Source organism: Streptomyces sp. NPDC014623 (assembly GCF_043088245.1).
Classification (GTDB): domain Bacteria; phylum Actinomycetota; class Actinomycetes; order Streptomycetales; family Streptomycetaceae; genus Streptomyces.
Genome location: NZ_JBIBZU010000021.1, coordinates 25824 through 52011 on the forward strand (window position 1 = coordinate 25824; position 26188 = coordinate 52011).

Here is a 26188-nt window from a genome sequence, read left to right on the forward strand (position 1 = left end):
GTTCTCATGGCGCGTGCGGCATGGAGGAGGTTCGCGCGGACGGTGTGTTGACCAGCTTCGGATGCGGCGGGCCCCACGCGGCTTCCCGGCCGGGCGAGCGCCGGGCCGCGGTCCGGGCCCGTGCGGTACCCTGACGCCATGCGTGCCGTACGCCTTCTGCTTAGCGAGCCGCGCTGATCATTCCCGGCCGGTGAGAATGCCTGGTCGGACTCGGCGCGGCGTCCCCTCCTGTGCGAGGGGATTTTTCGTTTCCGTAGACGTGTGTCCGTAGACGTGGGCGCCGGCAGATGACGATCGATGGAGCTTTGAGGATCATGAGCGAGACGAATACCGCGGCCGAGGTGGCCGCGCCGCACCGCTATACGGCAGCGATGGCCGCCGACATCGAGGCACGCTGGCAGGACTTCTGGGACGCCGAGGGGACGTACGAGGCACCGAACCCGGCCGGTGATCTGGCGGGCGATCCGGAGCTGACCGCCAGGCCGAAGAAGTTCATCATGGACATGTTTCCTTATCCTTCGGGGTCCGGTCTCCATGTCGGGCACCCGCTGGGTTACATCGCCACCGACGTCTACGCCCGCCATCAGCGGATGACCGGACACAACGTCCTGCACACCCTGGGTTTCGACGCGTTCGGACTGCCGGCCGAGCAGTACGCCGTGCAGACGGGCACGCACCCGAGGGCCTCCACCGAGGCCAACATGGAGAACATGAAGGTCCAGCTGCGCCGGCTGGGCCTGGGCCACGACAAGCGACGCTCGTTCGCGACGATCGACGCGGACTACTACAAGTGGACCCAGTGGATCTTCCTGCAGATCTTCAACTCCTGGTACGACACCGAGGCCGACCGGGCGCGCCCGATCGCTGAACTGATCGCCCAGTTCGAGAGCGGTGAGCGTGCGGTCCCCGACGGCCGCGAGTGGGGCACGCTGAGCGCCGCCGACCGCGCCGACGTCCTGGGGCAGTACCGCCTGGCATACGCCTCGGACGCGCCCGTCAACTGGTCACCCGGACTGGGTACCGTGCTGGCCAACGAGGAAGTGACGGCCGACGGCCGCTCAGAACGCGGAAACTTCCCGGTCTTCAAGGCCAAGCTGCGTCAGTGGAACATGCGCATCACCGCCTATGCGGACCGGCTGCTGAACGACCTGGACGGGCTGGACTGGCCCGAGGCGATCAAGCTGCAGCAGCGCAACTGGATCGGCCGTTCCGAGGGTGCTCGCGTCGCCTTCCCCGTCGACGGAGCCGGGGACATCACCGTCTTCACCACCCGCCAGGACACCCTGTTCGGCGCGACCTACATGGTGCTGGCGCCCGAGCACGAGCTGGTCGAGCGGATCATCCCCGCGGCCTGGCCCGAGGGCACCCACCCGGTGTGGACGGGCGGCCACGCGAACCCGGCCGAGGCCGTCACCGCGTACCGTAAGCAGGCCGCGGCCAAGTCCGATGTGGAGCGGCAGGCGGAGGCCAAGGACAAGACCGGTGTCTTCACCGGGGCCTACGCGACCAATCCGGTCAGCGGCGAGAAGGTTCCCGTCTTCATCGCCGACTACGTCCTGATGGGCTACGGCACCGGCGCGATCATGGCCGTACCGGCGCACGACGCACGTGACTTCGCCTTCGCGCGTGCCTTCGAACTGCCGGTGCGCTGTGTCGTCGAGCCGTCGGACGGCCGTGGCACGGATGCCTCCACCTGGGAGGACGCCTTCAGCTCGTACGACGCGAAGCTGGTCAACTCCGCCAGCGAGGAGATCTCGCTGGACGGCCTGGGCGTCGTCGAGGCCAAGGCGAAGATCACCGCGTGGCTGCAGGCGCACGGCGTGGGTGAGGGAACCGTCAACTTCCGGCTGCGGGACTGGCTGTTCAGCCGCCAGCGCTACTGGGGAGAGCCCTTCCCGATCGTGTACGACGAGGAAGGCATCGCCCACCCGCTGCCCGAGTCGATGCTGCCGCTGGAACTGCCCGAGGTCGAGGACTACTCGCCGCGTACCTTCGATCCGGAGGATGCCGACACGCAGCCCGAGACCCCGCTGTCCCGGAACGCCGACTGGGTCAACGTCACCCTGGACCTGGGCGACGGCGCCGGCCTGCGGAGTTACCGCCGTGAGACCAACACCATGCCGAACTGGGCGGGTTCCTGCTGGTACGAGCTGCGCTACCTGGACCCGCACAACGACCGGCAACTGGTCGACCCGGCGGTCGAGCAGTACTGGATGGGACCGCGCGAGGGGCAGCCGACCGGCGGCGTCGACCTGTACGTCGGAGGTGCCGAGCACGCGGTGCTGCACCTGCTGTACGCCCGCTTCTGGTCGAAGGTGCTGTACGACCTGGGGCACATCTCGTCCGCCGAGCCGTTCCACAAGCTGTACAACCAGGGCATGATCCAGGCCTTCGTCTACCGGGACAGCCGCGGTATCGCGGTCCCGGCCGCCGAGGTGGAGGAGCGCGACGGGGCGTACTACTACGCCGGCGAGAAGGTCAGCCGCGTCCTGGGCAAGATGGGCAAGTCCTTGAAGAACGCCGTGACGCCCGACGAGATCTGCGGCGAGTACGGGGCGGACACCCTGCGGCTGTACGAGATGGCCATGGGGCCGCTGGACGTCTCGCGTCCCTGGGACACCCGGGCCGTGGTCGGCCAGTTCCGGTTGCTGCAGCGACTGTGGCGCAATGTCATCGACGAGGAGACCGGTGAGGTCACCGTCGTGGACACGGAACCGGACGAGGACACACTGCGTGCGCTGCACAAGGCCATCGACGGTGTCGGCCAGGACATGGCAGGAATGCGGTTCAACACCGCCATCGCCAAGGTCACCGAGCTGAACAACCACCTGACGAAGGCGGGCGGGCCGCTGTCGCGGTCGGTCGCCGAGCGGCTGGTGCTGCTGATCGCACCACTGGCGCCGCACGTGGCGGAGGAGCTGTGGCGTCGGCTGGGCCACACCGAGTCCGTCGTGCACCAGGACTTCCCGGTAGCCGACCCGGCGTACGTCGTGGACGAGACCGTGACCTGCGTGGTGCAGGTCAAGGGCAAGGTCAAGGCGCGTCTGGAGATCTCCCCGTCGATCTCGGACGAGGAGCTGGAGGCGCTGGCCCTGGCCGACGAGAACGTCGTCGCCGCACTGGGCGGGGCCGGGATCCGTAAGGTCATCGTGCGGGCGCCGAAGCTGGTCAACATCGTCCCCGCGTAACGCCGGCCGAGGCGTTCGGGCGTCCGGGTGATGGTGCCGGGCGGTCCGCGCCGGATGTGTCAGGGCTTTCCCCTACGGGCAGGCCGAGGGTTCCTGCGGAACCCTCGGCCTGCCCGTTCCGTTTACGGTAGAAGGGGCGACCGCACACGGGCAGCCGATTCGACAACCGAGGGGCGTTCATGGAAGCCGTGATCCTGATCCTGACGCTGCTGTTCGTGGCGCTCATGGCGCTCGGGGTGTACGCCGGCGTGAAGACGGTGCGCGCGGCCAAGCGCGGTGTGGACCGGACGATCACACAGGCACGCCGCTCCGTGGAGGACACCACGCTGAGGGCCAAGAGCTACGGTCAGCCGGGCGTGCCGGGGGAGCTCGCGCAGCTGAGGTTGAAGCTTCGTACGTCGATGCGGGCTACCCAGGACGTGCTCGACGCGGGGGTGGTGCAGGACGCCTCCCTCTCGGAGTCGCTGGGGCTCTTCGAGCGCCTGAGTGCCCATGGCCACGAGCTCGACAACGACCTCAAGAGGCTGGAACGCGAACCGGACCGGGCAACGGTGGCCCGGCTGATGCCGAGCCTGAGGGAACGCACGGAACGCATCACACACTCGGCGGAATCGCTGCGCTGGGCGGCGCGTGACCGGGCCGAACAGTTCGCCGGCGACGATCTGGCCGCGCTCAACGCGCAGATCGACCTGGAGGCCGGGGCTCTGCGGCACTGGACGGCCGAGGAGCCGACGGCGCAGAGGGAGACGGCCGGACACGAGTGGAGCGGACCGGTCGACGAAAAGACGCCGCCGTCGCTCACGCCTCCGGACCCGCGGCTGCGCACGGACCATCCGTGGCAGAAGTCCGCCAGGCCGGAGACCACGAACTGACGCGCAGCGCCGGCGGAGAGGAAGGCCACAACCGCGGTGGCGCTCGATGCGTCCTGAGCGCCTCCGGTGAGTCCCGGACAGGCCGAGCGGGGGTACCGGGCCGGCCGGGAAAGATCGGCAGACAGGTCCCGGGCTGCCGTGCTCCTCTCGCGGGGGGTAACCTCCGGCTCATGTCCCGCCATGTCACGATCGTCACCGATTCAACGGCCTACTTGCCGCCCCAGACGATGGAACGGCACGGCATCATCGCGGTGCCGCTGACCGTCGTCCTGGGTGATCAGGCCCTGGAGGAAGGCACGGAGATCTCGGCCCGGTCGCTGGCGCTGGCCCTGCAGAAGAGGCGTTCCGTGACCACGTCGCGGCCCAGCCCGGAAGTCTTCGCCGCCACCTACCGCACCGTGGCCGAGGCGGGAGCCACCGGCATCGTCTCCCTTCACCTGTCGGCGGAGTTCTCCGGCACGTACGACGCCGCCGTGCTCGCCGCGAAGGACGCGCCGGTGCCGGTGCGTGTGGTCGACACCGGCATGGTGGCCATGGCCCTGGGGTTCTGCGCGCTCGCTGCGGCCGAAACCGCCGGGGCGGGCGGCGGCCTGGAGGAGGCGGTCGCAGCGGCGGAGAAGCGGGCGGCGGGTACGTCTGCGTTCTTCTACGTCGACACGCTGGACTACTTGCGCCGGGGTGGGCGTATCGGCGCCGCCCAGGCACTGCTGGGGTCAGCCCTGGCCGTCAAGCCGCTGCTTCAACTCGACGGCGGGCGGATCGAGATGCTGGAGAAGGTGCGAACGGCCTCCAAAGCGATCGCGCGGCTCGAAGAGATCGTTGCCGCGCAGGCGGGCACGGGGGCTGTAGACATCGCCGTACACCACTTGGCCTCCCCTGACGGGGCCGAACGGCTGGCGGAGCGACTGCGGGGGCGGGTCCCGGGGCTTGTCGATCTGCACGTGAGCGAGGTGGGCGCGGTGATCGGCGCGCACACCGGGCCGGGGCTGCTGGGAGCGGTGGTCGCACCACGTTGAACACCACTCCGAAGGGTGATGCGGTTATCCACAACTAGCGAGTTATCCACTGAAATTGGGGCAGGCCGGCAGATCCTCGCGGAAGTGTCTAGCGTCGTGAGGCATGACCTCCCGAACGTTTTCCACGTCCAGCCGTGCCGCTGACCGGCAGATCCTGACGAGCGGTGCTACGAACCCGTCCACGCTGCGGCGCGTGGACCTGACCGTGCATGCAGCCGTGGATCCGACCGTACTTCGGCGCACGGACCTGCGTGCGCATGCAGCCATGGATCCGCCCCCGCGCCCACCCACGCACCGTGCCGCACATCGTGTGTCCCGCGGGTCCCGTTCGGCGGGGCGGGCCCGGTGCAGGCCCGGCGTCCGCCCCGGCGGAGCTGCCGGCACCTCACCCGGTGCCGCGTCCGGCGCCCGGCGCGGGCGGCGGCGCGCTGTGCGCGGGTCGGAAGCCGGGAGCGCGGCAGCTTCCCGGCTCCGGGCGGACGCTCTGATGGCCGTCGACCGGCCGGCGACCGCGACTTCGACTGCGGCGGGCGCGGCTGCGGCGCTGTCCGATGGAGCCGCACCTGTCCGCGGGGCCCCGGCCTGGGCAGCGGCCCCGCTGCCCAGGCCGGGGCCGGAAGCGCGATCCACGGCGGCCTCGCAGGCCGGGCCGTCACTCCCCCTCCACCATGGGGCGTCCGGCGGACCGGCCGTGCGGCCACGGTGGTGGCGAGAAGCCGGTCCTGCTCTGCGTGATCGGTTACCCCTGTGGGTGCAGCTGCGATGCGGACTGGAGCCACGGGCGCTCGCCGCGCTCACCGTTGTCCTGGTCGGGGCTGCGGTATTCGCGGCGACGCACTTCTGGTCGGCTCGCCCCGAGGCCGTACGCGCACCCGACCGAGTGGCGGAGGCTGCCGCGGTGCAGGTGGGCGGGCCAGGGCCCGCGGACGCTCAGTCGCCCGGCAGCGTACCTGGCCCGGCGGTGGGACCGCAGGCCGGCACCGCACCCCCCGGACAGATCGTGGTCGATGTGAGCGGCAAGGTGCGCCGGCCGGGGATCCAGCATCTGCCCGCCGGCTCCCGGGTCGCGGATGCCCTGAGCGCCGCGGGTGGTGTCCGCGAAGGTGCCGAGGTCACCGGCCTGAACCGCGCGCGTGTTCTGACGGACGGTGAACAGGTAGCGGTGGGCCTGCCCGCCGCGGCGCTACCCGTGGGGGGTGCGGGGACAGGCGGCGCCGCGCCGGGACCCGCAGGGCCGACGGCGCCGGTGAGCCTCGGCACGGCCACTGTCGAGCAACTCGAAACCCTGCCCGGTGTCGGACCGGTGCTTGCTCAGCACATCATCGACTACCGCACCGAGCACGGAGGTTACCGCTCGGTCGACGAGCTCCGTGAGGTCGACGGCATCGGGGACCGCCGGTTTGCGGACCTCCGGCCGCTGGTCAGGCCATGAGCGGACCGAACGCCCGGACGATGAACGGTTCTGACGCCCCCACGACGGACGGCCCTGATGTCCACACGGATTCGGGACGGCGGCTGGGGGCTGCCGACCCGCGGCAGGAAGCTCCGGCCGATCTGCGGCTGGTCCCACCCGCCCTGGCGGCCTGGGGCGCGGCCGTCCTGGCATTGGGAGCGCCGGGCCGGTGGGTGGCGGCCGGGGCGGTCCTCTGTGTATGCGCCGGTCTGGGCCTCCTCGCCACCCACCGAGTCGTGACGCGAGGACCCCGGGGCGCGGAGCCGGCGGTTCAGGGGGGCCCGGCAGGCCCTGCGGGCGGGGTCCTGGGGGCGCCGAGGCCGTCCCGGCGCATAAGCACGCGCACCACGGCCGCGGCAGGGGTGCTGCTCTGTGCGGCGGCCGGGGCTGCGGCGGCCGGGTTTCATGGCGCGGATGTCCGTAGCGGCCCCGTCCCCGGACTGGCTCAGTCGTACACACAGGTGGAAGCGGAGGTGACCGTCACATCCGATCCGCGGCGGACCCGGCCGCGAGTACGGGGAGACCACAGCACACCCGTGTCACTGCTTCTGGACGCCGAGGTCGATCGGCTGACCGCCCCGGACGGTACGGTCACCGAACTCCGCACGCCGGTGCTCGTCATGGTCGCCCCGGGGAACGCGACGGTGCGGTGGCAGCGGCTGTTGCCCTCGACAGGTCTCCGCATCAGCGGACGGCTCGCGCCCCCGCGCCATGGGGGTGAGCGCATCGCAGCCGTCCTCGGTACCGCTGCGGACGACCCGCCGTGGATCACCGAGGACCCCACCCTCGTCCAACGCGTCGCGGGCCACCTCCGGTCCGGCCTGCGGGAGGCCACCGAGGGGCTCGACTCCGATGCGCGGGCACTCCTGCCAGGGCTGGTCGTGGGCGACACCTCCCGGGTCCCACCTGACCTGCAGGACGCCTTCAAGGCCACCGACCTCACTCATCTGCTCGCTGTGTCGGGCGCCAACCTGTCATAAGGAGGTGGGTTACGTAGAGAGATATACCGAGGTGGCGAGGGGGTGTCGACGGCGACGCCCGGCGTCTGCGCGCGCAGAGGGCTATTTCGCGATCTCGTCGACCACGGTGAGCACCTCGTCGAGCCGACCGCGCAGCCGTTCCACCATGAGGATGAGCCCGGCCTCGCCGAGGGCGGCGAGGTCTGCTGAGCGGGCCTCGGCGAGATCCTGTCGTGCGAAATCAACGGCAGCGCGCTGCGCGGCGGTGAGCTCGGTCGGGTCGGGGGGCACTCGGTATCACCTATCTGGGAATGCTCGTGGTCCTTACTCGGCAGTCAGCCCAGAGCGGATCATGTGAGAGGTTCATCGTTCAAGCGGTACGCATCAGTATCACTCGAACGAGTGCTCGAATGAATATCTAATTCCGCATCCCGGGAATGTACGGTATCTGATACAGACAAACGATCTTGAGCGGGCAACCGTGGACAGGTGCCGCCGACCGAACCGCCCCCCGCGTGGGTACTCGCCCACCGCCGGCTGATCGGCACGCGCATACGAGCCGCACGAACGTCCCGCAGGCTGTCGCAGGAGAGGCTCGGCGAGCTGTCCGGCACGGACCGGCAGACGATCAACCGCATCGAGCAGGGGCACGTCAGCACACGGATCGACACGCTCATGCGCATCGCTGCGGCTCTCGGTGTGCCGCTCGCTGAACTCGTTGGGGAGTGAGGGCCCGGCGGTGATACAGGGAGTCAACCGCCGGGCACTCGATCAGGGGCGCCGGTCAGCCACCGACGAGACCGTCGCGTACAGCCGACCAGCCTCGCCGGCGCTCTCGATGTACTCGTCGATCTCGGCGGCCGATGCGACCGGCGAGAGTTCGTCGAGCCCGACGACGAGCAGCACCTGCCCGATGCCAGCCATCACGCGCGACCAGGACGGCGACCGGGCGACGCGCATCTGCCACGGGGTGCCGTTGAAATGCACCAGGGTCTCGCCGCTCGGTGCGATCGATACGCGGTCCACGGAGAACGATGGGGCGCGGCCGGTGCCGGCGGGCAGTACGGCCGGGACCGCGCCGAGGGCCTCGGCAACGCCGAGCATGAGGCGCTCGACCTTGGCGCGGTCGACGTCCTCGAACTGCGGCGCCGGGTGCGTGAGCAGCAGTGACGCGTAGGTGCGTCCCTGTGCGTTGGGGTTGAGTGCCGTGTGCGCGTTCAACGAGGCAATCAGCCCCGGCGTCGGGGTTGGAATCGGGAGAGCGGTCGTCATCGTGACCCCCGAGCCATCGAACGGGCCGACGCCACAGCACGGCGCAGATGCTTCCCCTTGGGGCAGCCGCCGACCCGATCGGCGCAGCGTGCGCAGGCGCGCAGGTGCCCGATGTGTATCAGGTACGCATCGTCGGGTGCCGGGGCGTCGCTGAGCTTCGACAGGGTGATCACTTCGCACCCCCGGATCGGCAGGCAGCGGCACAACGTCGCGGGTGCAGAGTGATCACCTGGCCGTACTCGGTACGACGCCTCATGCCGAGATCGACCCACGCGCGGTTACGGAGAGGCGTTGCGCAGAACGCGCAGTCGGCGCCGCGGCGCTGCGCCTCGGTGAGCGTGGATAGGGGCGGCAGCGGGCGGGCGGTCACGGACACGGCGCCGCACCTCCCGCCGGGTGCCCGGCCTCTGCGAGCACCCGTCCGAGTTCCGCGTACAGCTCGGCGGCCGCGTCGCAGGTCATCACGAGTTCGCTGTCGGCGAGGCGCTTACCGTTCTGGGTGATTGAGAGCGGCAGGGCGATGCGCCCGGCCTCGGTACGGCGTAAGGCTGCTGACCGCTGTACCCGTACGCCCTGGCGGGGGTTCGCGGTCACGGGCACCCCTCGCCGTCGCTGAGTCATCGTCATGTCACGGACGGTAGAAGGGGAATGGGAAGGCGACCCGGAAGAATTTTCCGGGTCGCCTCGGGTTCCGGGTGCGTCTACGCGAGTACGCCGACGTGCTCCGCGATCGTGTGAAGTTCACGGCGCATCATCGGCCGCGGCCGCTTGAGCAGTGACTGCACTGCCTCGCGGACGAGCGGGAAATACTGGATCTCCTCGGGCGACGCATCCATGATCTGCCGCAGTGCGTGCAGAGTCCCGAAATCATCGCCGGTCCGGCGGTGCGAGTGCATCACCTCGACCATGTACCGGGTGCGCCTCTCCAGTGGCAGCGCCGGGTTGTCCTCGACGTTGTCGGCGAGCCGCAGAGCTTCGACGGCGTCGCCTTCCTCGGCCGCGAGGTGCACGCCGTGCATGCGCACGTTCGTCGGCCCGAACGAGGTGTGAAACAGGTTGCCGTCGACACCGAGCCGGGCGGCGACGTCGTCGGCGGCGTGCAGCATGTCCCACGCCGTCGGCGCTTTACTGTCCCGGACGGCGGCGATCACGGCGGCGAGGTGCAGCGCCCCGTACGCCGAGAGGTGCTCGGGTGATGCGTTCTCGCCGGGCCTGCAGTGGGCAATCGTCTGTCGCGCGAGGTCGAGGGACTCGGCGACCTCGCCGGCACTCGTGAGGGTGCCGCAGACGTTCCAGACGGAAGCGGCGATTAGTGCCGGGTCGCCAGTGTCGTCCGCGATCTGCATTGCCCGGTCCGCGGCGCGCAGCGACAACTTTCGCTCGCCTACCCGCCGCAAGAACAGTTGGTGCAGGTGCAGCAGCGACACGAGAGCCCGAGTGGCATCGAGCTCGTCCTCGCTGCTCGACACGCGGATCGTGGCGTACGCCTCGGCGAGCAGTCCGGGCAGCATGTCGCCGACCGGCGCGTACCGGGTGCGCTCGGTTTCGTACACGCCCCACGCTTCGACGACCCGCTCGTCGAGCTGCTGCGCGGTGAGAGCGTCGCCGGGCAGACCGAGCCCGAGGTGCGACGGTGGTGTGTTCAGTGCCCGCCGGATGGCGGGGACCGATGGGTGTTCAGGGCCGACGAGACTTAGGTCGATGGCCGGGCCGACTAGGTCGCCGACATTGTCGAGGCCGAGCTCGCGGGCCAGTCGGGTGAACATGTTGACCGAGTCGATCGCGATCACGTTGCGCTCGACCTTGCTGAGCCAATCCTCGGAGCGGCCGACGAGCCCGGCGAGAGCAGCCTGTGACTTGCCGGTCTTGAGGCGGTAGTACCTGATCCGCTCCCCGCTGGTCATGACAGTTGGGTTGATCATGGATTCCCCTTGATGGGTGAGAGCACTCAATACCCAGAGTACGACTGCGCGTTGTGCCCGGTGTCGGTCATACTCGGAACTGCCCCGTATGGGAGCACTCACCGACCCTCGCCGGCCCCCCGTCCGGCGGGGGTCGCTCCCTGTCCGGACATGACGAAACCGCCCCTGCCCGGCCGGATGGCCAGACAGAGGCGGTGTAATTCAGGGGTACTGTCTGCGGCTCGGGTCCAGAGCGAGCGGGCCAGGCTCCGGAGACGGCTCAGGGGCGGGTGCCCCGTCGCGCCGACACACCAGCGCATCCGGATCATCAGCCGGGGGCTGCAGGCTGTACCCGTCCGGGCAGGCTGGCCCAGCCGGTCCGCGCGCCCCGTCCTTCCCGGGAGGTCCGGCAGGACCGGCGGCGCCCTCGGGTCCTGCCGGACCAGCTGGCCCCGCAGGACCGGTCACGGTTTGCCCGTCGGCGCCCGGCGCCCCGCTGGGGCCAGGTACTCCGATCGCGTCGGCCCCATCGTCACCACTGGGGCCGACGCGTCCTACCGGACCGGTTGGGCCCACCGGGCCGGGAGCACCGGGCGGACCGGACGGGCCTACGGGGCCGGTCGCCCCCCGATCGCCCTTCTTCGACTCGCCCCGGCTGCCGGGCGGACCGGCAACCGGGGACGCGCCGAGCCGCTGGACCTGCGCCGCGAGTTGGTCGCGAGCGACGTTGGCGTCGGTCAGCTCGACCTGCAGATGTCGGATGCTCAGGAAAATCCCGGCAAGGATGATGCCGAGGATGACGGCCCCAGCGACCGCGAGCGCATCGCCCCGGCGCCGCTTTCGTTCCTCCGTTCGTAGTGCCGTACGGCTCATGACCCGGCCCCCTGAGCGAGTAGCAGAATGACGGGCATGACGACGCCGATCAGCGGTATCAGCACGGCGCCGATCAGCCAACGGCGGGTGGCCACGAGCTTTTCGGCGTCCTTCTCGCGCAGGGTCTCCAGCGATGCCACGCGGGCGCCGAGCGCCTCGTGCCGAAGGTCGTACAGCTTCTGGTCGACCTTTTCGTCCATGCGGCGCATGGCCTGCTGCAGGTCCTCGCGGACATCGGCGAGCCGGTCCTCCAGGCGGCGGACCATCTCCCCGGGGGTCGGCTCGTCGGGCATGGTGTGCTCCCGTTCAGGTCAGGTCAGACGGCGCGCGGGTGGGACGCCGGGTCGGCGGTCGCGGGCAGCGTGGACGCGGTGCCCTTCCGGCCCAGGCGCCCAGCCACCCAGCCCTTCGCCGCGGCCAAGGTCAGGGCGACCGGGGCCGCCCACCAGAGGGGAATGTCGGCGAGCTCGGTCACGGCCGCGCCGAGGGCAGCCTGTGCGCCGGTCCAGCCCGCGCGCTCAAGGATGTCGAAGGGGAGCTTCTGCATGGTGTTCTCCTAGTTGGTGACGGTGAAGCCGTACCGCTTGCCGAGCGCGGTGAGGGATGCCTTGCCGGGAATGCCGTCGGCGTCCGTACCTCGATAGCGGCCACCGGCGGCCGAGCGCTGCCACTTGGCGTAGGAGGCCACCGTGGTCGTGCCGAAGTGCCCGTCGGCGTACCTCTTGCTGAGCAGGCCCGCGTCGACCAGGGCGGTCTCGACGATCCGCACACCCGAGTACGTCACCGGAGTGCCGGCCTTCGCCGGGTTCGAACGCGCCGCGGCGACGAGCTGGGACAGGTCGACGACCGGCTTCCTCGGCGACGGCTTCGACGGCTTCGTGCCGAGCCGGGCGGCGATCCGGCCGCGCATCACGTCCATCTCGAACCCGCGCGGGTCGACCTTTCCCGGCTGCCACTCCGCATGGCCGAGTACAGAGCGGTCGTTCCACCCGTGCGCCCGGCAGATCGCGGCCGACGCCTTCTCGATCGCTTCGAGCTGGACGGCGGGCCACGGGTCTTTGCCGTCGCCGAGGTTCTCGCACTCGAAGCCGTAGAAGTGCCGGTTGCCGTCGGTGCTGGTCTCGTTGTCGGCGGGTAGGCTCTTCTCTGCGATGACGGCGCGCAGCACGTCGTCGTCGCCCAGGCCCGCGTGGTTGGCACGCCCGTGGCCGACGAGGTAGACGGTGCCGTCCTTCGCAATCACACCGTGGCACAGCGGACCGGGCAGGCCCGAGTACCCGTCACGGCAGATGGCGACCGTGCGGGCGGTCCCCTGGGTCACGGTGTGGTGGATCATCACTCCGTAGACCTCACCCCACGGGCCCTTCTGGTTGCGGTTGTGGGCGCGCCAGTTGCCGACCTGGACGATGGTCAGGCCCTCGTCCCGCAGGGCTCTCAGCAGGCGTTCAGCGGACAGCGGTGTGGCCATTGAGGCCTCCAGACGTGCGAAAGCCCCGGCCTGGTGGTCGGGGCGGGGGTGGTCGGGGTGGGTCAGGCGGTCGGCTGGCAGGTGCACGTGCAGGGTTCCGGCTCGGGCGGGGCCGGTGCGGTCACCCAGGGGCGCACGATCAGCTGCCCGTACCCGGAATCCACAGTCAGGGTGTCGTTGCCGCCGTTGGCTTTCCACGCGGTGGAATGCGCGTCAGCCTGGAGCACTATGGCCATCCGGTCGCCGGGCGTCCAGTCGTCCGGGATCGTGTAATGGCGATTGATGTGCAGGTCCAGATGGTGCGTGTCCGCGGTGACGTTGCTGCCCGAGTAGTGGCCGATGCGGGTCCACGTGCCGGTACTGGCTCCGGCACCGACGTAGGTGTAGCGCCACAGGTGCCAGCCCACACCGACGGTGTATCGGGTGCCGCCCGGGTACCCGGCTGCGTTCGAGACCCGCGCGTCTGCGGTGATGTCCAGCTGCTCGCCCGGGGACAGCGGGCCCGTAATCAGCCGGTACAAGGGTTTCGGTGTGGCGGACGACAGGTCGATCGGGATGGCTGTGCTCATCAGATTCTCGTTGGACAGGGGCGGCAGGGCAATCAGGTCAGGCACAGGGTGCTCCTACTGTTCGGTCACGGTGAAGAGGGCGGGAAACGCGGTTGAGGCGGTGAGGTCCACGAGACCGGAGCCGACACCGGAGAGGAAAACGGTCCACGTGGTGGTACCGGCGCCCGGCGTGTCGGTGCCGACGCCGCTCACGGACTCCCCGGTGGTCGCAACGGTCGTGAAATGCACGGCGCCGCCGACCTGCAGCCCGGCGGTGGTGGTGCCACGGCGGATGATCAGGTCGACACGGTCATTGACGAGAGTGGAGCGCAGCAGCCCAGACACCGTCATCCGGTAGGCGGTGGAGGCCTTCGTTGCCATCGTCACGGCCAGCCCGGTACTGATCTCCGCCGAGGTCTGCGCGGTGGAGGAGATGAGCGTCGCGGATCCGTAGCCACGAGTCGCGATCTCCGTCCACGCCGCCCCGGTGTACACGTACAGCCGGTTGACGTCGGCGAGGTAGCTGACCATTCCCTCTACGGGGGCGGAGTCGCCGACCAGGGCGGCGGCGCGGGCGGATGCGGACGTGAACCGCATGACGCTGCGCGGGACGAGCCCAGCCGCGAGATTGCGCGCGGTGGTGGGGATGTCGGGCGGGTCGGTCTCCTGCGTGATGAGGATTCCCTGCCCGTACGCGTCCGGTGCGGACACGGTGCCTCCTTGGCGATCATCAAAGGGTGGAGTAGCGGGCGTTGATCGTGATGAAGGAAATGGCGCCGGCGGGCAGGTTCACGAAGCGGACCTGGCCGAGGTTGTTGATCGTGAGTTGCCGGGGTGTGTTGCCGTTCATGACCTGCGCGACCATCTGCGTGGCTGTCGGCCGACAGCCTGCGGGCAGAGTGAAGAGGGCCGATGTGCCGGTCACGCTGGTCGCGCCGGTGCCTACAACCCCCTCAATGACGACGTCGCCACAGGCGTACAGGCGGTACCGGGCGCTCTGGTAGCCGGAGTCGAAGTTGGACCAGGGGGAGGCCAGGGCCGGGGCCGTCCAGCCATCGCCGCTGGTCGGTGTCAGCCGTCCCTCGGCGACCCAACTGCCGCTGGAGGAGCGGGCGAGCTGGACCCGGTCCCCGACCTGCGGAGCCTCGTAGATGGCGGCCCGACGGGCGGTGATGCCGTCCGTCGTGGTGATGGTGCCGCTCGTACTGACGGTGGCAACGGTGGCCATTCGCCAGTCCGCGCCGGCCACGGTCGGCTCGTCCTTGCCGGAGCGCACCGCGTGACGGCGCAGGCCTGCGGCCAGGTCGCGGAGCTCGGGAGCGCTCACGTGTCCTCCTTCGCGCTGATGGTGCTGATCGGGAAATCGCCGGAGATGGTGAGGGGGACGGTGAACGCGGCGACCTGGTGGAGCTCGCGGCGTCCGTCCGGGTAAACGACTCGCAACACGTCGCACTGCTCCAGCGCGGGATTGGGCAGGGAAGTGAAATTTCCCCGAGCGTTCGGCGCACGGCCGGCGGCCAGCTGCAGTTCGGCAGCCGCCTGGCACGCGGACACCGTGGTCAGAGTGCTGCTGCTGTAAAACGTCGGCCGGCGCCCGTAGGCGCCGTTCCAGTACGTCGGCGAGGCGGGGTCGTTGTCGGTGGCCAGGTAGGAAACCGGGGCTGCGTTCATCTCCGTGTTCTCACCGGCGGCCCTGACTCCGTTGTGGACGCCGGCGCTGGACATGCTGCGGTCGCCGGTGATGTACACGCCGCCCTCGCCCGCGGTGACCTCCCACACGGGCGGAGTCGTCAGCAGGTCCGGCAACCGGGCGATGACGAACACGCCGTCGGCGTCGGTGTAGCAGCGGGCGCCGGCGGCGGCTGCGATCTCCTGCACCGCGGCCCACGGGTCGGCGGCCACGTCCCAGGTACGGGGACCGATTGCTACATCGGTGATCCGGGACGAGATCGCAGCGCCGGGCAGCGAGCGGTGCACCAGAGCGGTGATCGCGGTGACGACCGTGCCCGAGGCCCGGTAGGGGACGGTGAACGCGTCGTCCTGGATGACGATCTCGAGGCTTTTGCCGGTCAGGGTGACGGGGCCCATGAGCGGGTCTCCGCCTGCCGTGTCGAGCCGAAACATCCCCAGCGGGATGAGCTCTTGGGTGCCGTCGCTGTAGGCGATGCCACGCTCGATCCGCAGCCGGGCCCCGTACGTGGCCAACTCGTCCGCCTCGCTCGATGGGATGAGGCTGGTGTCCGCGCTGGTGACCGTGCACGTGCGGCTGATGGCCTGCGCCCAGTCCACGGCCACGCTGCCGCCGGTGTGCGCGAGAGAAGCGGATGACCCATCGGTGCGTAGCAGGGTCACCTTGAAGGCGGGGCGGTGGGACTGAGCGAGGGTGGCCAGGAACCGGGCTGAAACCGGGTACACCGCCTCACCTCCGCCAGTCGAGCAGCAGGTCCTCGCATGTGGCGTAGGTGTCCATGACGTCAGTGCAGGTGTCGAACTCGGCAACCACGTCGGCCCAGGTGCGGTTGCCGGAGCCGTTGACACCGATGGTGGTCGGCATGTCCTGTTCGACGAGTGGCAGCGTCCATGACCGCCATGGGTCCCGGGCGTCGGGGGCGATGCGCGGTTCGGCGCTCGGTCCGACCGATACGTACGTATCGTCGACGCCCATGCCGGGTGTGGCCTGCCACAACAGGACATTCCCGGAGTCCAGTAGCCGGCCCAGCACCTCGCGCTCTGCGTCGGTCCGTGTGAACACAGTCAGATCGCCCTCGCGCCCCCCGCGGACGTCCCAAAGAATCACCGCGTTGCGGCGCCCGGCTACCCGGTGCTTGGCCTGCTCGATCGGCCGTTGCCAGTCCGGGGGACGCTGCACCATGATCTGCACGTTGCGTTGCGGGTTGGCAGGGTCCTTGAGCCACGCCATGTCGGGGTCGGCGTGGGGAACGGTGACAGCGTCGGTCCGATACGACTGAACGGTGCTGCCAGACGTCGCCTCGATGAGATACGACACCTCCACCCCCAGCGGCGCCTCATAGTCCTCGAGCACCATGAACGCCGACGTGATCGTGGTGGCCCCGTCCAGTAGCCCGGCCGGGCCGCGTACCGGGGTGCGGGCGCCGGTCGACGCCAGCACCCGCCGCACCCGCAGGAGGTAGCCGAGCGGCAGACCGGTCAGGGTGAGCGTCACCGACGCCGATGATTCAACGGCTGCCGCGGTGGCCGTGATCGCCATTACTGGCCTCCTCCTGCGTCCAGGATCTGCAGCAGCTGCCCATTGGCCCGGTAGACCTCGGCCCGCGCGATATGGCTGAGTTCCTCGGAACCGACATAGACGTGCACCCTGATGCCCTCCAATCTGGGCTGTCCGGCGGCGGATGCCTGCGACTGGACAGCGGATGCGACCGCGTTAGCTGCGGTCACCTGAGCTGCCACCGATTCCCATTGCGGGGCGGTCAGGACCGCCTCGGGACGGCCGGTTTCGTTGACAGCCATCGTGGCCCCGGGCTGCAGCCAGCCACCGGAATCGTATTTAAAACCGTAGCGGTGGGTGAAAAGGGAATCCGCATACGACCGGGCACGCGAACCGATAACGACACCGTCGCCGCCGCGCGATTCGATGTTCACACCGTTGATCGTTCCGGCTGTGTGTCCGACACCGGAATTTGTGATGCCGATCTGATAGGGCGAGCGGGCGCCGAGCACCCACCCGGCCGGGGCAGTCGCCCCACTGAATGACCCGGTAGCCCACCTGCGGTGAGGTTTCTGGCCCCTGATCACGGATTCGACAGCGGACACGAGCCCACTGCAGTCCCAACTCGGGTTTCCGTTCCCTCCCCATTGGTATCTCTTGCCTGCTTGCGTACGCGCCCAGGAGAGACCGGCCGCGAACCCCTTTCCACCGATCCCGGCCGCTTCGAGTTTGCTGTCGGCCCTGCCCGAGTACCCGACGATCGAGTTGATCATTTTCCGGGGGATCCGGGTGACCATGTCTCGGTAGAGGGATGCCGAGCCGCTGATTTTCTCGATCAGCGGTTTCACTACGGAGTTCAGCCCGGCGACTGCCGATGCCTTCATTCCGTCTTTCAGCCATGACACGCCAGACTTCGCGAAGTCGAGGCCCTTCGAGGCGGTCGAGCCGATCCAGTCGAAGAGCCCGCCACCTTTCGCGAACCCCGGCGCGCTGTCCGATCCGCCGGCTGCTGCCCACTTACGCAGAGACATCACTGCCCCGTGGCCGCCCGCGCCGCGCACCTCACGCGCCGTCCACACGTGCTCGTTCTTCGACAGCCACGCGGGAACGTCATCACTCGTCTCGGTACCCGCGCCATGCACTGGACCGCCGACCGCGAACCCCTTGATTTTGTCCAAGGGCGGTGCGCCGAACGCTTTCGCTACAAGGTTCCACGTAGGAACTATGCCGCCGTTATAGACCGTGTTCACAATGAAGCTGATCGGCTTTTTCGCAAGTCCGGACAGTTTCCCGAATTCGCGACCGATAGTGTCTTTTGCCGTCGTGAACGCAGAGCCCAGCGCCTTAGCTGCGGTCTTGCCGAGTTCGATCGGCGGCTTCAGCCCCTTGTCGTACAGCCACTTCGCCCCGGCGCTGATTGCGTCGAAAGCAGGCTTGAGCGCCGACCGCCACAGCCATGTACCGACTGCTCCGAGTGCCCGCACGCCGGCCATGAAATAGCCGAGCTGTATCTGCACACCGGCCCACAGCAGGCGGGCCCCGCCGACGATCCACCCGACCACGGGCGAGAACACGGAACGCCACAGCCACAGACCGACGGTGCCAAGCATCCGCACGCCGGCCATGAAAAGATCAAACTGCGGCTTCACCCCCGCCCACAGAATCTGCGCCCCGGCGACAATCCAACCGACCACGGGAGAGAACACGGCCGACCACAGCCACCCGAAGATCGCACCGAGGATCTTGACCGCTGCGACGATCGGCAGAACCGCGAGAACAACAACCGCCGTCGCGAGGATTCGTGCGGCCGTGCCGATGAACCCGAACACGGGCGACAGCACCGTCGACCACAGCCACACCGCCGCGGCGCCGATCGCCTGCAGGCCAGTCATGAGCCCAGCAAACGCAGGCTGCAGGAACGACCACAGAGCCGCAAACCCGGCCTGGATGCCTGCCCAGGCGCCCTGCACGATCGACCGGAACGTGTCCGATTGGTGGTACGCGACAACGAGCAGCGTCACGAGCGCCGCGATACCCGTGATGATCAACCCGATCGGGTTCGCGCTCATCACGGCATTGAGCAGCCCCTGCACAATCGCGTACCCACGGGTGACGGCGGCCGCCGCGAGGATCACTCCGCGATAGACCGAGAACACTGCGGTGACCGCACCGGTCGCGATCGCCGACGCGTTCATCGTGATCGTCAGACCGGCCACAGCCACGCCGAGCGGCAGCAGCCACGCGCCGTACTCGCGCACCCATCCGACACCCGCGGCGAACGCAGCCCCGACCCCGACCAGGGCGGGGAGCAGCCACGTCTCGATCCCGGCGCCGACGGTCTGCAGGGCGGGCAGGATGTATGTGGTCAGGAAGGTTCCGACTGCGACGACTGCGGGCAGTACGTTGCGGTTGATGAACTCGACAAGCCCCTGCATCACGGTGCGTCTGAACACCTCGAACGAGTTCGTCGCGTTGCCGTGCAGGGTCTTACCCATACTGTCGGCAGCGCCGCCGACCCGGCCCAGCGCCCCAACCGCTTTGGATGGGTCCAGAGAGAACAACGCGCCCTGAAGATCCTCGGCCTGCGTCCCGAACAATGCGACCGCGGCCTGCGACCGTGCGGCAGGGTCCGGCATGGCGCGCAGCTTGTCCAGGACGAGATCGAGCCCGGCGGCCGCACTGGGGCCGCCCTTCGCGAACGTGGCAGTCATCTGCGCGGCGTTGAGCCCGATCGCCTTGAACCCGGCGGCGGAGGTCTCGGATCCGTCCTTCGCGCGGATCGCGAACTCCTTCAGCGCGTCGGCGACGATGTCGCCGTCACGGGCGCCTGCCTTGAGTCCCTGCGTCAGCAGCCCGACAGCCTGCGCCCCGTTCAGCCCGAGGTCACGAAACTGGGTGCCGTACTCGTTCAGGGTGTCGAGGAAATCCTCGCTCTTGTCCGCCCCGGACTGGAACCCGGCCGTGATCAGGTCGAACGCGCCCTTGGCATCCTTGACCATGCCGGTCTTGATGAGCTGCCCGGCCGCCCGAGCCGAGGCGCTGACGTCGACGCCGAACGCCTCGGACAGGTTGAGCGCGCTCTTAGTGAGCCCCTCGATCTGCTTGCGCGGCGCGTTGATCGCGACGACGCCGTTCTGCGCGAGGGTGTGCAGCGAGTCGTTGACCTGATCGATCGACTCGCCGTACCCCTTGGAGAACACGGAACCCGCGATTTTCCCGAGCCGCTGCGACTCCTTCGGGTCGAGCCCGAGCCGAGCCGCCAGCCGCGCGTTGCTCTTGTTCTGCTCCAGCGCCTGCCCGAACGCAGCACCGAACACCGCAGCGCCACCGACCGCGATCGCGGCGAGCCCGCCCTTCACGATCCCGCCGAAGCTGCTGAGCATGCCCCGGCCAGCAGCGGCGCCGCTCTGCTCGCCGAGTTGCGCACCGACCTGCACCGTCGGCCGGCCGATCTGCCGCTGCAGGTCGGCAGCGAACCCTCGAGCCGACGGAACAACGGACACGTACCCGACGCCGACCTCGACCGCAGTCGTCATGAGCGACACCGCCCTTTCCGTTCGATGGGTTGGGCGGTGTCGCGCACGTCATGCTGCGGCCGCGGGTGGTGCGTGGGAGCGGGTGCGTTCCCGGTGAGCGAGCAGCTCGGCAGCGGTGATGCGCCGCTTGCCCTGTACGCCTGGTCGCTCAAGTGGCTCGGGCCGCGGCGACTGCTCGTGCTCCTTCTTTCCGGCGTTCGCACGCTGCCAATTTGCGATGCGCAGCGTGTCAATCTCTGCGGCCTGCAGCTGCTCGGTGAGGCCCCACAGGCCGTCACGGTCACCGAGGGCAAGCCGTGTACGCGCCTTGCCCGGTAGCTGCCGCAGCAGCACCCCGAGCTCTCTCAAGGTCAGCAGTGACCCCCCTGTGCTGTCCCGCCGGAACAGGTCTGAGAGGCGAGCACCGTAGTGCTCGCGCAGGTCCGCCTCAACAGCCTCGCCGTGCTCCGTCAGGAGGCGGGCGAGGCCGGCGATTCCCCCGGCTCCATACCGCAGTGCTTCTGATAGGCGTCGAACAGGGCCTGCGCCTTCCACTGCGGCAGGCCGGCCTTCTGGAAGTCGGGCCACTGCTTGCCGAGCGCCTCGCGAAACGTGCCGATCACGGCGGACGCGTCGCCGTGCTGCGCCGACTCGATCAGCGGCATGATGTCGAGCGCCTGCATGTGCTCGAACGTCCACCGACGGTCCTTGTACTGGAAGACGAACGGGGTCAGGTCAACTTCGGAGGCGACGGCGTCGAGGTTGAAGTCGAACGGCTTGTCGTCCGGCCGCCGCTTCGCCGGGGCAGTCTTCTGCTGAGTGGTCATGGGCGCGGGTCTCCTTCGTGCGTGCGCGGGTCATGGGACAGGAGAGAGGCGAGCGGCCCGGACCCGCGCAGATCGGGCCGCTCGCCGGAATGTGGCGGTGCCCGCGGGCGCCGTCAGGGGGTGACGGGGACCGCGGCTTGCGGGTCGTCCGTGATGTCGATGTAGAGGGTGTCGTCGGCCGCCGGGTAGATCGTGATCGTGAGTTCGTACGCGGTCAGCGCCGAATCGGACATCGGGATCTCGCCGACCTCGGACACCTCGCCCTTCGGCAGGATCCTGCGCTTCGTAATCTCGCCGTCGCGCAGCTCCAGCAGGAACGCCCGCGGGTCCGTCTTCGGGACCTTGACGATTCGGGTCGTCACTCCGTCTGTGGTCGTCGCCGTCGAGCCGGGGTTCACGAGCCCGAAAACGACCAGATTGTCTTCGAGGCACGTGACCTTGATGGTTCTCTTGTGCTTGCTCTTCGTGGTGCGGACCAGCTTGCCGCCCCACGCGTAGTGGTCCGTCGAGTCCTGGTCACGGGACTCGCTCGCCCCGTCCTCGGACAGCAGACCGACCGCGAGCCAACCCTCGTCGAGTGCCGCAACGACGTCTGTGGGGGCGGTCGTGCCTACGGGGGCGGCGTAGAAGTCGGCGCCTTCCCAGAGCCTCGGGTTATCGGTGTCGCCGGCCATTTACTTCTCGCTTCCCTTGGGGTCGGCCCGGCCGCCGGTGGCGGCGGGCTTGGGCTGCGCGCGGGTCGACTTGTCGGCGGGGCGGGCGAACCCGTCCCGGATGAGTTCCTTCGCCTCGGCGTCGTCGAGGTCGGCGGTCGAGTCGGGCTTGTGCTCGGCACCGTCCGCGGTCACCCGCGGATAGGCGAACGTCACCTTCATGGGTTCTTCTCCTGGTCGTCGGGTTCCGGGGTGAAGTCGTTGATCACGTTGATGCGTTCGGCGAACACGGTGAACCGAACTGTTGGCATGTCGTCGCCCGAGATCGGCCCGATAACGATCGGGTCGTCGGCCGCGATGTGAAACGGGAACTCGGCGCCCTCGATGAACAGTCGGGCGATCTGTCCGTGCCGCTCGACCCGGACCTCGCGGGCGATCCGCAGCTTGTCGCTCACAGCGCCTCACCTCGCAGCGTCACGTCGTACGTGAACGCGTATCGGGCCTGCCCCGAGACTTTGTCGGGCAGCCACTGCGGGCCGCTCGTCGCAGGGCGGGCGAATGTCGTACCGGCAAAGGGTCCACGGGCTGCGCCGAGCTCGGCCCGGCACACCTGCATCAGGTCGTGCGCGTCTGCTTCGTCGGCGCCCCAGCAATGCACGTCGAGGCGCGGCCGGTCGGTGACGATCGAGTGCGTGCTGCCGCCGATCCTCTCCAGCCGGACGAACCGGGGCGGCCGCGGTGAGGGAACCATCGAGCCGACCGGTGCCGTAATGCTGCGGGCGGTCAGTCGCGCCCGCAGCCACGCACCGACAACCGCAACCGCATCGGGCATGGCGACGGGCGGGGCGCTCATGTCCTGCCGCCCTCCAGCCCGCGCAGCAGCGCCCGCCGCGACTCGGCCGGATCCGACGTTGCGTAGTCGCCGATCACGGCGCCACGTACACGCGACGGTTCCTCGGTGACGTCCGTGCGGAACTGCCCGGCGTCCGGCTCGGCCGCCCGGATCGCCGCGGTCTCGACCTCCCGAGTCTTGTCCTCGATCACCCGCCGGGTGCCCGGTGCCGTCAGCAGTCGGGCGACCGCCCGCCGGTTGGGGACGATCCGAAAGCCGTTGTTCGCCATGTTCACCCCTCCACTGTCTTGAGCCGGATCTCGTAGTGGTGCAGTGCGGCCGGCTCGTATGCCGGTCCGGGCGGGCCGATCACCTCGAACTGTTGCCCGTTCCAGTGCACTCGGTCCGCACCGTGCACGGTGAGGGAGTCACCGCCGGTGGTCCACGGGTTGCAGAGCAGCAGCCACTCGCCGATCTGCGCGTTGCGCTGCTCGCCGTCCTCGGCCCCGGTGTTCTGCTGCATCCACCCCTGTACCGCCGAGTGCGTCGAGGTCGACCAGTCGTCGACCGTATTGCCGTACCGGTCCGTTGTCTGGCCCGGGTGCTCAACGTCCAGGAGGTGCGGCAGCAGATCGTCGGGGATCACAGCAGCCGCCGGCAGAAGTCCGCCGGATCGTCCCGCCACCCGGCGCTGTCGACGAGCTCGACCGTGTACGCGGCGTCCGCGTCCGGGTCGGTGGCGTCCTCGGGCTGCAGCTGGTCGATCTCGTCGGCGGTGAGGTAGAGCCCGCCGTTCTCGCCGAGCGTCTCGGAGTACTGCCCGATCGTGCGCTGCCGGTACCCGCCCCCGTTCGCAATGACCCGACGGGTCACCGCGATGGCGATCGCCCTGGTTGTCGCCGGGTCCGGGGTGTGCCCGGCCGGGATCTTCCCGCGCATGAGCGCCGACGCGTCCTCCAGGTAGACCTCGACCTGTTCGCGCCGGGCCCCGGCGAGGGTGACGGCGGCGCGCTTCTCGTAGTCCTCGACCGTCGCGAACGCCGCCGCCATCGCCTACTCCTCCCGCTCGACGATGCCAGCCGCCTCGCACGCCGCGATGATCTCGTCGCGGCTCGCGTCGGTGTCGTACTCGACACCGCTCTGTTCGGCGAACTTCCGCCATGCGTCGATACCGGACCCGCGGCCGGACCGGGCCGGCGGCTCGTCACCCGGCGGCTGCGGTGTCGTCGGGTCCTCGAACCCGACCTGAGCCCCGTCGTCCTGGTCGTCGGCCGACTCCCATGCGTGTGCGCCGATCTTCTCGGCGACCTCGGGCGGCACATCGGTGCCGGGTCCGTACGCCACACCACCGACGTGCACGAAGGTATTCAGCCTGCGGCCGCTCATCAGCGCACCACCGCCTTGAAGGTGAGGTTCGGCGTGCGCAGAACCGGCATGCCGACCGCCGCCGCGTGCGTCCACAGCCGGATCGGTTCCTTCGTCTTGTACGTCGCCGCGACGATCCCAGCACGCCCGTCGACCGACTCGTACTCGGGCTCCAGCGCCTCGGCGGTCGTCCCCAGCAGGAACCCGCCAAGGTCGCTCGGCTGCGCTGCGTCCGTGGGACCCGGGGCCGGAACGAACACGATCGCGTTCGCCGGCATGATCCGGGTTGCGACGCCATCCACGCTCACCCGCGCGTCGTTGATCTCGATCGGCGGCAGGTCCATTCCGGACAGCACGGTGTTGAGCTGCTCGACAGAGACCATCGGCGCCGAGCCGGCCGGGGCGAGCGGGAATACCTGCCGCACGACCTGGTCGCACTGCCGCATGTCGCTGAGCACCGTGCGGGGCATCAGCATGCGGTCGGGCGGGACACCGTTGGTGTCGATGTACGTCTGCACCCACGATTCGAGATCGGTGATCGGGGTCGCGTTCGCGTGGTCGGTCCACAGCGTCGCGGCCGTCACCGAGTGCTCCGCCTTACGGCCGAACACGACCGGCGGCAGGTCGACCCCGTTCTCGTTGATCGTGAACTGCGCGTCGGCGAGCGCCTGCCCCTTGCCGACCTCGAACCGGGCGGCGATCTTCGACGCGATGCGGTTCGCGTCCCGGGCGATCAGCCGCCGCATCGGGTCGTCGTCGTCCATGTTGCGGATACGCAGCCGGTCGTACTCGTTCAGCGGGATTTTCTCGCTGATCGGGGGCAGTTCGCCCATGACGTCCGAGACGCCCTCGCGGCGCCCGATGCGTGACTCGGTGTCCCACGACCGGTAGACCGCGGTCTCGGTGAGACCGCCCTCCCCGCCCTTCTGGTACGAGTACACGATGTCGTCGAGCACGACATTCGGCAGCCACCGAGCGAGGGTGAACGCGTTCACCTGCTGCTCGGCGAGGGCGACTCGCGTAAGCGGTGTGAGCTCTTCCGGAGTGATGTACTGCGTGTCGAGAACCCAGCTCATGTCAAATCACCCCTTTCAGTTGTCGAGGTAGCGGATGGAGCCGGCGACGTCGGCGCGGCCGGCGGCGTCGACCGCAGCGGGCACCGGCAGGCGCGAGATGCGCACCTTGCCGTGCGTGAGGATCGCGGCGGCGACGTCGATCGTGTTGTCGGCCGGTGCCCCGACCGCGGCGTACAGGTGCCCGACGAGCGTCTCGCGGCCGTCGGTTGCCGCGCCGTCGTAAGGGCCGTACTTCTTCGTTGCGGTGATCAGCCCGAGGGGCACACCGCTCTTGAAGAATCCGGCCGGGTAGTGCGTCGCCGGGGTGAACGTCGAGACGTCGAGCGTGCACGACTCGGTCGCCCGAGTACCGTGCTCGCTGCCGAGCCACGACTGATCGTCCATCCCGAACGTGCGAACCGTCTGCTGCAGGTTCATGCTCGGTATCTCCTTGTGTCAGCTCTTCGAGGTGCGCGGGCCGATGAGTTCCTCGTACAGAGAGACCCCGTCCGCTGCGCTGCCCCGCTTGTCCTTGCTGCGCCCGCTGCCGTTGCGCGCGCCCTGGTAGCTGCTCCCCGGCCGGCGGCGGCGGCGCGTGTCGCGCTCGGCGTCGTCCTGGTCGGCGTCGTCCTTGCCGGACTTCTTCGGGGCAAGCTTGTCGACGAGCTCGGCGATCGCGTCTTCGTCGACGTCGCCCTCCTCATCGACGTACTTCTTCAGGTTGAGCTCGTCGGCGACGTCCTTCGCGTTCTCCAGCCGGCCGGATGCCGAGGCGAGGAACGCCTGCCGTGCCACCCGCACGCCACTCTTCACACGCTCTTCGGCTCGGGCTGCTGCGACCGCTTCGTCGACCTTCTTGTCGAGGTCGCTCATTCCCTCGCGCTTGATCCTGGCGAGTTCCTTCGCCGCGGCCGCGTTCGTCTTGGCCCGCGCTTCCTGCTTGCGCATGAGCGCCTTGTACTTCTCGGCTTCGGCCTTGTGGTCGACCTTGTCGACGTCCTTGTCCGTGTCGGGCTCGTCGTCGTCGCTGTCGTCCTGGTCGTCTTCCGGATCGGCGCCGCTGTCGTCGTCGTCCTCGGCGCCACCGAGGATCGGCCACACCGGGAACAGCCCGGTCGATGGCTCGCCGGGCCGCGGCTTACGCCATCCGACGGCGGTCTGCCCGGTCCGGGCATGACGGGGCAGGGTGCGCATGCGCATGGTG

Annotated in this window: 31 protein-coding genes and 1 pseudogene; 7 read left to right on the forward strand and 25 right to left on the reverse strand. The window is 69.3% G+C overall.

Features of this window, described 5'->3' with window-relative positions:
- The first annotated feature begins 314 nt into the window (after window positions 1–314).
- The 5 genes and pseudogenes from leuS to ACF1FZ_RS28050 form a co-directional block, all read left to right on the forward strand.
- Window positions 315–3188 carry a leucine--tRNA ligase gene (leuS, locus tag ACF1FZ_RS28030; RefSeq protein WP_391776167.1) on the forward strand — a complete coding sequence of 958 codons (2874 nt, stop codon included), beginning with the start codon at window positions 315–317 and terminating at the stop codon, window positions 3186–3188.
- Between the two features lie 179 nt (window positions 3189–3367).
- On the forward strand, window positions 3368–4060 hold the full coding sequence (locus ACF1FZ_RS28035) for a hypothetical protein (RefSeq protein WP_391776168.1): 693 nt from the start codon (window positions 3368–3370) through the stop codon (window positions 4058–4060).
- A 170-nt stretch (window positions 4061–4230) separates the two neighbouring features.
- Window positions 4231–5076 carry a DegV family protein gene (locus ACF1FZ_RS28040; protein WP_391776169.1) on the forward strand — a complete coding sequence of 282 codons (846 nt, stop codon included), beginning with the start codon at window positions 4231–4233 and terminating at the stop codon, window positions 5074–5076.
- Between the two features lie 751 nt (window positions 5077–5827).
- Window positions 5828–6508: a helix-hairpin-helix domain-containing protein gene (locus ACF1FZ_RS28045; RefSeq protein ID WP_391776170.1), complete on the forward strand. Its 681-nt coding sequence runs from the start codon at window positions 5828–5830 to the stop codon at window positions 6506–6508.
- Window positions 6505–7506, forward strand: a pseudogene (locus ACF1FZ_RS28050) (ComEC/Rec2 family competence protein); the annotation flags it as partial. The gene ACF1FZ_RS28045 and the pseudogene ACF1FZ_RS28050, both read left to right, overlap by 4 nt.
- Before the next feature lie 84 nt (window positions 7507–7590).
- Here ACF1FZ_RS28050 and ACF1FZ_RS28055 read toward each other — a convergent pair.
- Complete coding sequence (locus ACF1FZ_RS28055) at window positions 7591–7779, reverse strand: hypothetical protein (protein ID WP_391776171.1); 189 nt, start codon at window positions 7777–7779, stop codon at window positions 7591–7593.
- Window positions 7780–7977: 198 nt separating this feature from the next.
- Here ACF1FZ_RS28055 and ACF1FZ_RS28060 point away from each other — a divergent pair, with 198 nt between their 5' ends.
- Complete coding sequence (locus ACF1FZ_RS28060; RefSeq protein ID WP_391776172.1) at window positions 7978–8217, forward strand: helix-turn-helix domain-containing protein; 240 nt, start codon at window positions 7978–7980, stop codon at window positions 8215–8217.
- A gap of 42 nt (window positions 8218–8259) precedes the next feature.
- On the opposite strand, the gene ACF1FZ_RS28065 is transcribed toward ACF1FZ_RS28060, so the two are convergent.
- The 12 genes from ACF1FZ_RS28065 to ACF1FZ_RS28120 form a co-directional block, all read right to left on the reverse strand.
- Complete coding sequence (locus ACF1FZ_RS28065; protein ID WP_391776173.1) at window positions 8260–8760, reverse strand: hypothetical protein; 501 nt, start codon at window positions 8758–8760, stop codon at window positions 8260–8262.
- A 366-nt stretch (window positions 8761–9126) separates the two neighbouring features.
- On the reverse strand, window positions 9127–9387 hold the full coding sequence (locus tag ACF1FZ_RS28070; RefSeq protein ID WP_391776174.1) for a hypothetical protein: 261 nt from the start codon (window positions 9385–9387) through the stop codon (window positions 9127–9129).
- A 74-nt stretch (window positions 9388–9461) separates the two neighbouring features.
- Window positions 9462–10682, reverse strand: coding sequence for a helix-turn-helix domain-containing protein (locus tag ACF1FZ_RS28075; protein ID WP_391776175.1), 1221 nt, complete (start codon window positions 10680–10682; stop codon window positions 9462–9464).
- 848 nt (window positions 10683–11530) lie between these two features.
- On the reverse strand, window positions 11531–11827 hold the full coding sequence (locus ACF1FZ_RS28080; RefSeq protein WP_391776176.1) for a hypothetical protein: 297 nt from the start codon (window positions 11825–11827) through the stop codon (window positions 11531–11533).
- 23 nt (window positions 11828–11850) lie between these two features.
- Window positions 11851–12081 (reverse strand): hypothetical protein, encoded by a 231-nt coding sequence (locus ACF1FZ_RS28085; protein WP_391776177.1) that lies wholly within the window; start codon window positions 12079–12081, stop codon window positions 11851–11853.
- Between the two features lie 9 nt (window positions 12082–12090).
- Complete coding sequence (locus tag ACF1FZ_RS28090; protein WP_391776178.1) at window positions 12091–13002, reverse strand: N-acetylmuramoyl-L-alanine amidase; 912 nt, start codon at window positions 13000–13002, stop codon at window positions 12091–12093.
- Between the two features lie 62 nt (window positions 13003–13064).
- Window positions 13065–13616, reverse strand: a complete 552-nt coding sequence (locus ACF1FZ_RS28095) for a hypothetical protein (RefSeq protein ID WP_391776179.1) — start codon at window positions 13614–13616, stop codon at window positions 13065–13067.
- Between the two features lie 9 nt (window positions 13617–13625).
- The gene (locus tag ACF1FZ_RS28100; RefSeq protein ID WP_391776180.1) at window positions 13626–14261 is read right to left on the reverse strand and encodes a hypothetical protein; all 636 of its coding nucleotides are present in this window, start codon (window positions 14259–14261) and stop codon (window positions 13626–13628) included.
- Between the two features lie 19 nt (window positions 14262–14280).
- Window positions 14281–14877, reverse strand: coding sequence for a hypothetical protein (locus ACF1FZ_RS28105; RefSeq protein ID WP_391776181.1), 597 nt, complete (start codon window positions 14875–14877; stop codon window positions 14281–14283).
- Entirely contained in the window at window positions 14874–15965 is a 1092-nt protein-coding gene (locus ACF1FZ_RS28110) for a DUF5047 domain-containing protein (RefSeq protein ID WP_391776182.1), read from the reverse strand. Before ACF1FZ_RS28110 ends, ACF1FZ_RS28105 begins: the two co-directional genes overlap by 4 nt.
- Before the next feature lie 4 nt (window positions 15966–15969).
- Window positions 15970–16779 carry a hypothetical protein gene (locus tag ACF1FZ_RS28115; RefSeq protein ID WP_391776183.1) on the reverse strand — a complete coding sequence of 270 codons (810 nt, stop codon included), beginning with the start codon at window positions 16777–16779 and terminating at the stop codon, window positions 15970–15972.
- Window positions 16779–20273 (reverse strand): phage tail tape measure protein, encoded by a 3495-nt coding sequence (locus tag ACF1FZ_RS28120; RefSeq protein WP_391776184.1) that lies wholly within the window; start codon window positions 20271–20273, stop codon window positions 16779–16781. The genes ACF1FZ_RS28115 and ACF1FZ_RS28120 overlap by 1 nt, the downstream gene beginning before the upstream one ends.
- Before the next feature lie 93 nt (window positions 20274–20366).
- On the opposite strand from ACF1FZ_RS28120, the gene ACF1FZ_RS28125 reads away from it, so the two are divergent.
- Window positions 20367–20591, forward strand: a complete 225-nt coding sequence (locus tag ACF1FZ_RS28125; RefSeq protein WP_391776185.1) for a hypothetical protein — start codon at window positions 20367–20369, stop codon at window positions 20589–20591.
- 131 nt (window positions 20592–20722) lie between these two features.
- Here ACF1FZ_RS28125 and ACF1FZ_RS28130 read toward each other — a convergent pair whose 3' ends face one another.
- From ACF1FZ_RS28130 to ACF1FZ_RS28185, 12 genes are all read right to left on the reverse strand, one after another.
- A complete protein-coding gene (locus tag ACF1FZ_RS28130) occupies window positions 20723–21079 on the reverse strand; it encodes a hypothetical protein (RefSeq protein ID WP_391776186.1) in 357 nt (118 codons plus the stop codon).
- Window positions 21080–21192: 113 nt separating this feature from the next.
- Complete coding sequence (locus tag ACF1FZ_RS28135) at window positions 21193–21753, reverse strand: hypothetical protein (protein WP_391776187.1); 561 nt, start codon at window positions 21751–21753, stop codon at window positions 21193–21195.
- A complete protein-coding gene (locus ACF1FZ_RS28140; RefSeq protein ID WP_391776188.1) occupies window positions 21754–21954 on the reverse strand; it encodes a hypothetical protein in 201 nt (66 codons plus the stop codon).
- Entirely contained in the window at window positions 21951–22187 is a 237-nt protein-coding gene (locus ACF1FZ_RS28145; RefSeq protein WP_391776189.1) for a hypothetical protein, read from the reverse strand. The genes ACF1FZ_RS28140 and ACF1FZ_RS28145 overlap by 4 nt, the downstream gene beginning before the upstream one ends.
- A complete protein-coding gene (locus ACF1FZ_RS28150) occupies window positions 22184–22585 on the reverse strand; it encodes a hypothetical protein (protein WP_391776190.1) in 402 nt (133 codons plus the stop codon). Before ACF1FZ_RS28150 ends, ACF1FZ_RS28145 begins: the two co-directional genes overlap by 4 nt.
- Window positions 22582–22854, reverse strand: a complete 273-nt coding sequence (locus ACF1FZ_RS28155; protein WP_391776191.1) for a hypothetical protein — start codon at window positions 22852–22854, stop codon at window positions 22582–22584. Before ACF1FZ_RS28155 ends, ACF1FZ_RS28150 begins: the two co-directional genes overlap by 4 nt.
- A 2-nt stretch (window positions 22855–22856) precedes the next feature.
- A complete protein-coding gene (locus ACF1FZ_RS28160) occupies window positions 22857–23210 on the reverse strand; it encodes a hypothetical protein (protein WP_391776192.1) in 354 nt (117 codons plus the stop codon).
- The gene (locus tag ACF1FZ_RS28165) at window positions 23207–23614 is read right to left on the reverse strand and encodes a hypothetical protein (RefSeq protein WP_391776193.1); all 408 of its coding nucleotides are present in this window, start codon (window positions 23612–23614) and stop codon (window positions 23207–23209) included. Before ACF1FZ_RS28165 ends, ACF1FZ_RS28160 begins: the two co-directional genes overlap by 4 nt.
- Before the next feature lie 3 nt (window positions 23615–23617).
- Window positions 23618–23950: a hypothetical protein gene (locus ACF1FZ_RS28170; protein WP_391776194.1), complete on the reverse strand. Its 333-nt coding sequence runs from the start codon at window positions 23948–23950 to the stop codon at window positions 23618–23620.
- Window positions 23950–25005, reverse strand: coding sequence for a major capsid protein (locus ACF1FZ_RS28175; RefSeq protein ID WP_391776195.1), 1056 nt, complete (start codon window positions 25003–25005; stop codon window positions 23950–23952). The genes ACF1FZ_RS28170 and ACF1FZ_RS28175 overlap by 1 nt, the downstream gene beginning before the upstream one ends.
- Before the next feature lie 15 nt (window positions 25006–25020).
- The gene (locus ACF1FZ_RS28180; protein WP_391776196.1) at window positions 25021–25422 is read right to left on the reverse strand and encodes a head decoration protein; all 402 of its coding nucleotides are present in this window, start codon (window positions 25420–25422) and stop codon (window positions 25021–25023) included.
- 18 nt (window positions 25423–25440) lie between these two features.
- A complete protein-coding gene (locus ACF1FZ_RS28185) occupies window positions 25441–26184 on the reverse strand; it encodes a hypothetical protein (protein ID WP_391776197.1) in 744 nt (247 codons plus the stop codon).
- Window positions 26185–26188 lie beyond the last annotated feature (4 nt).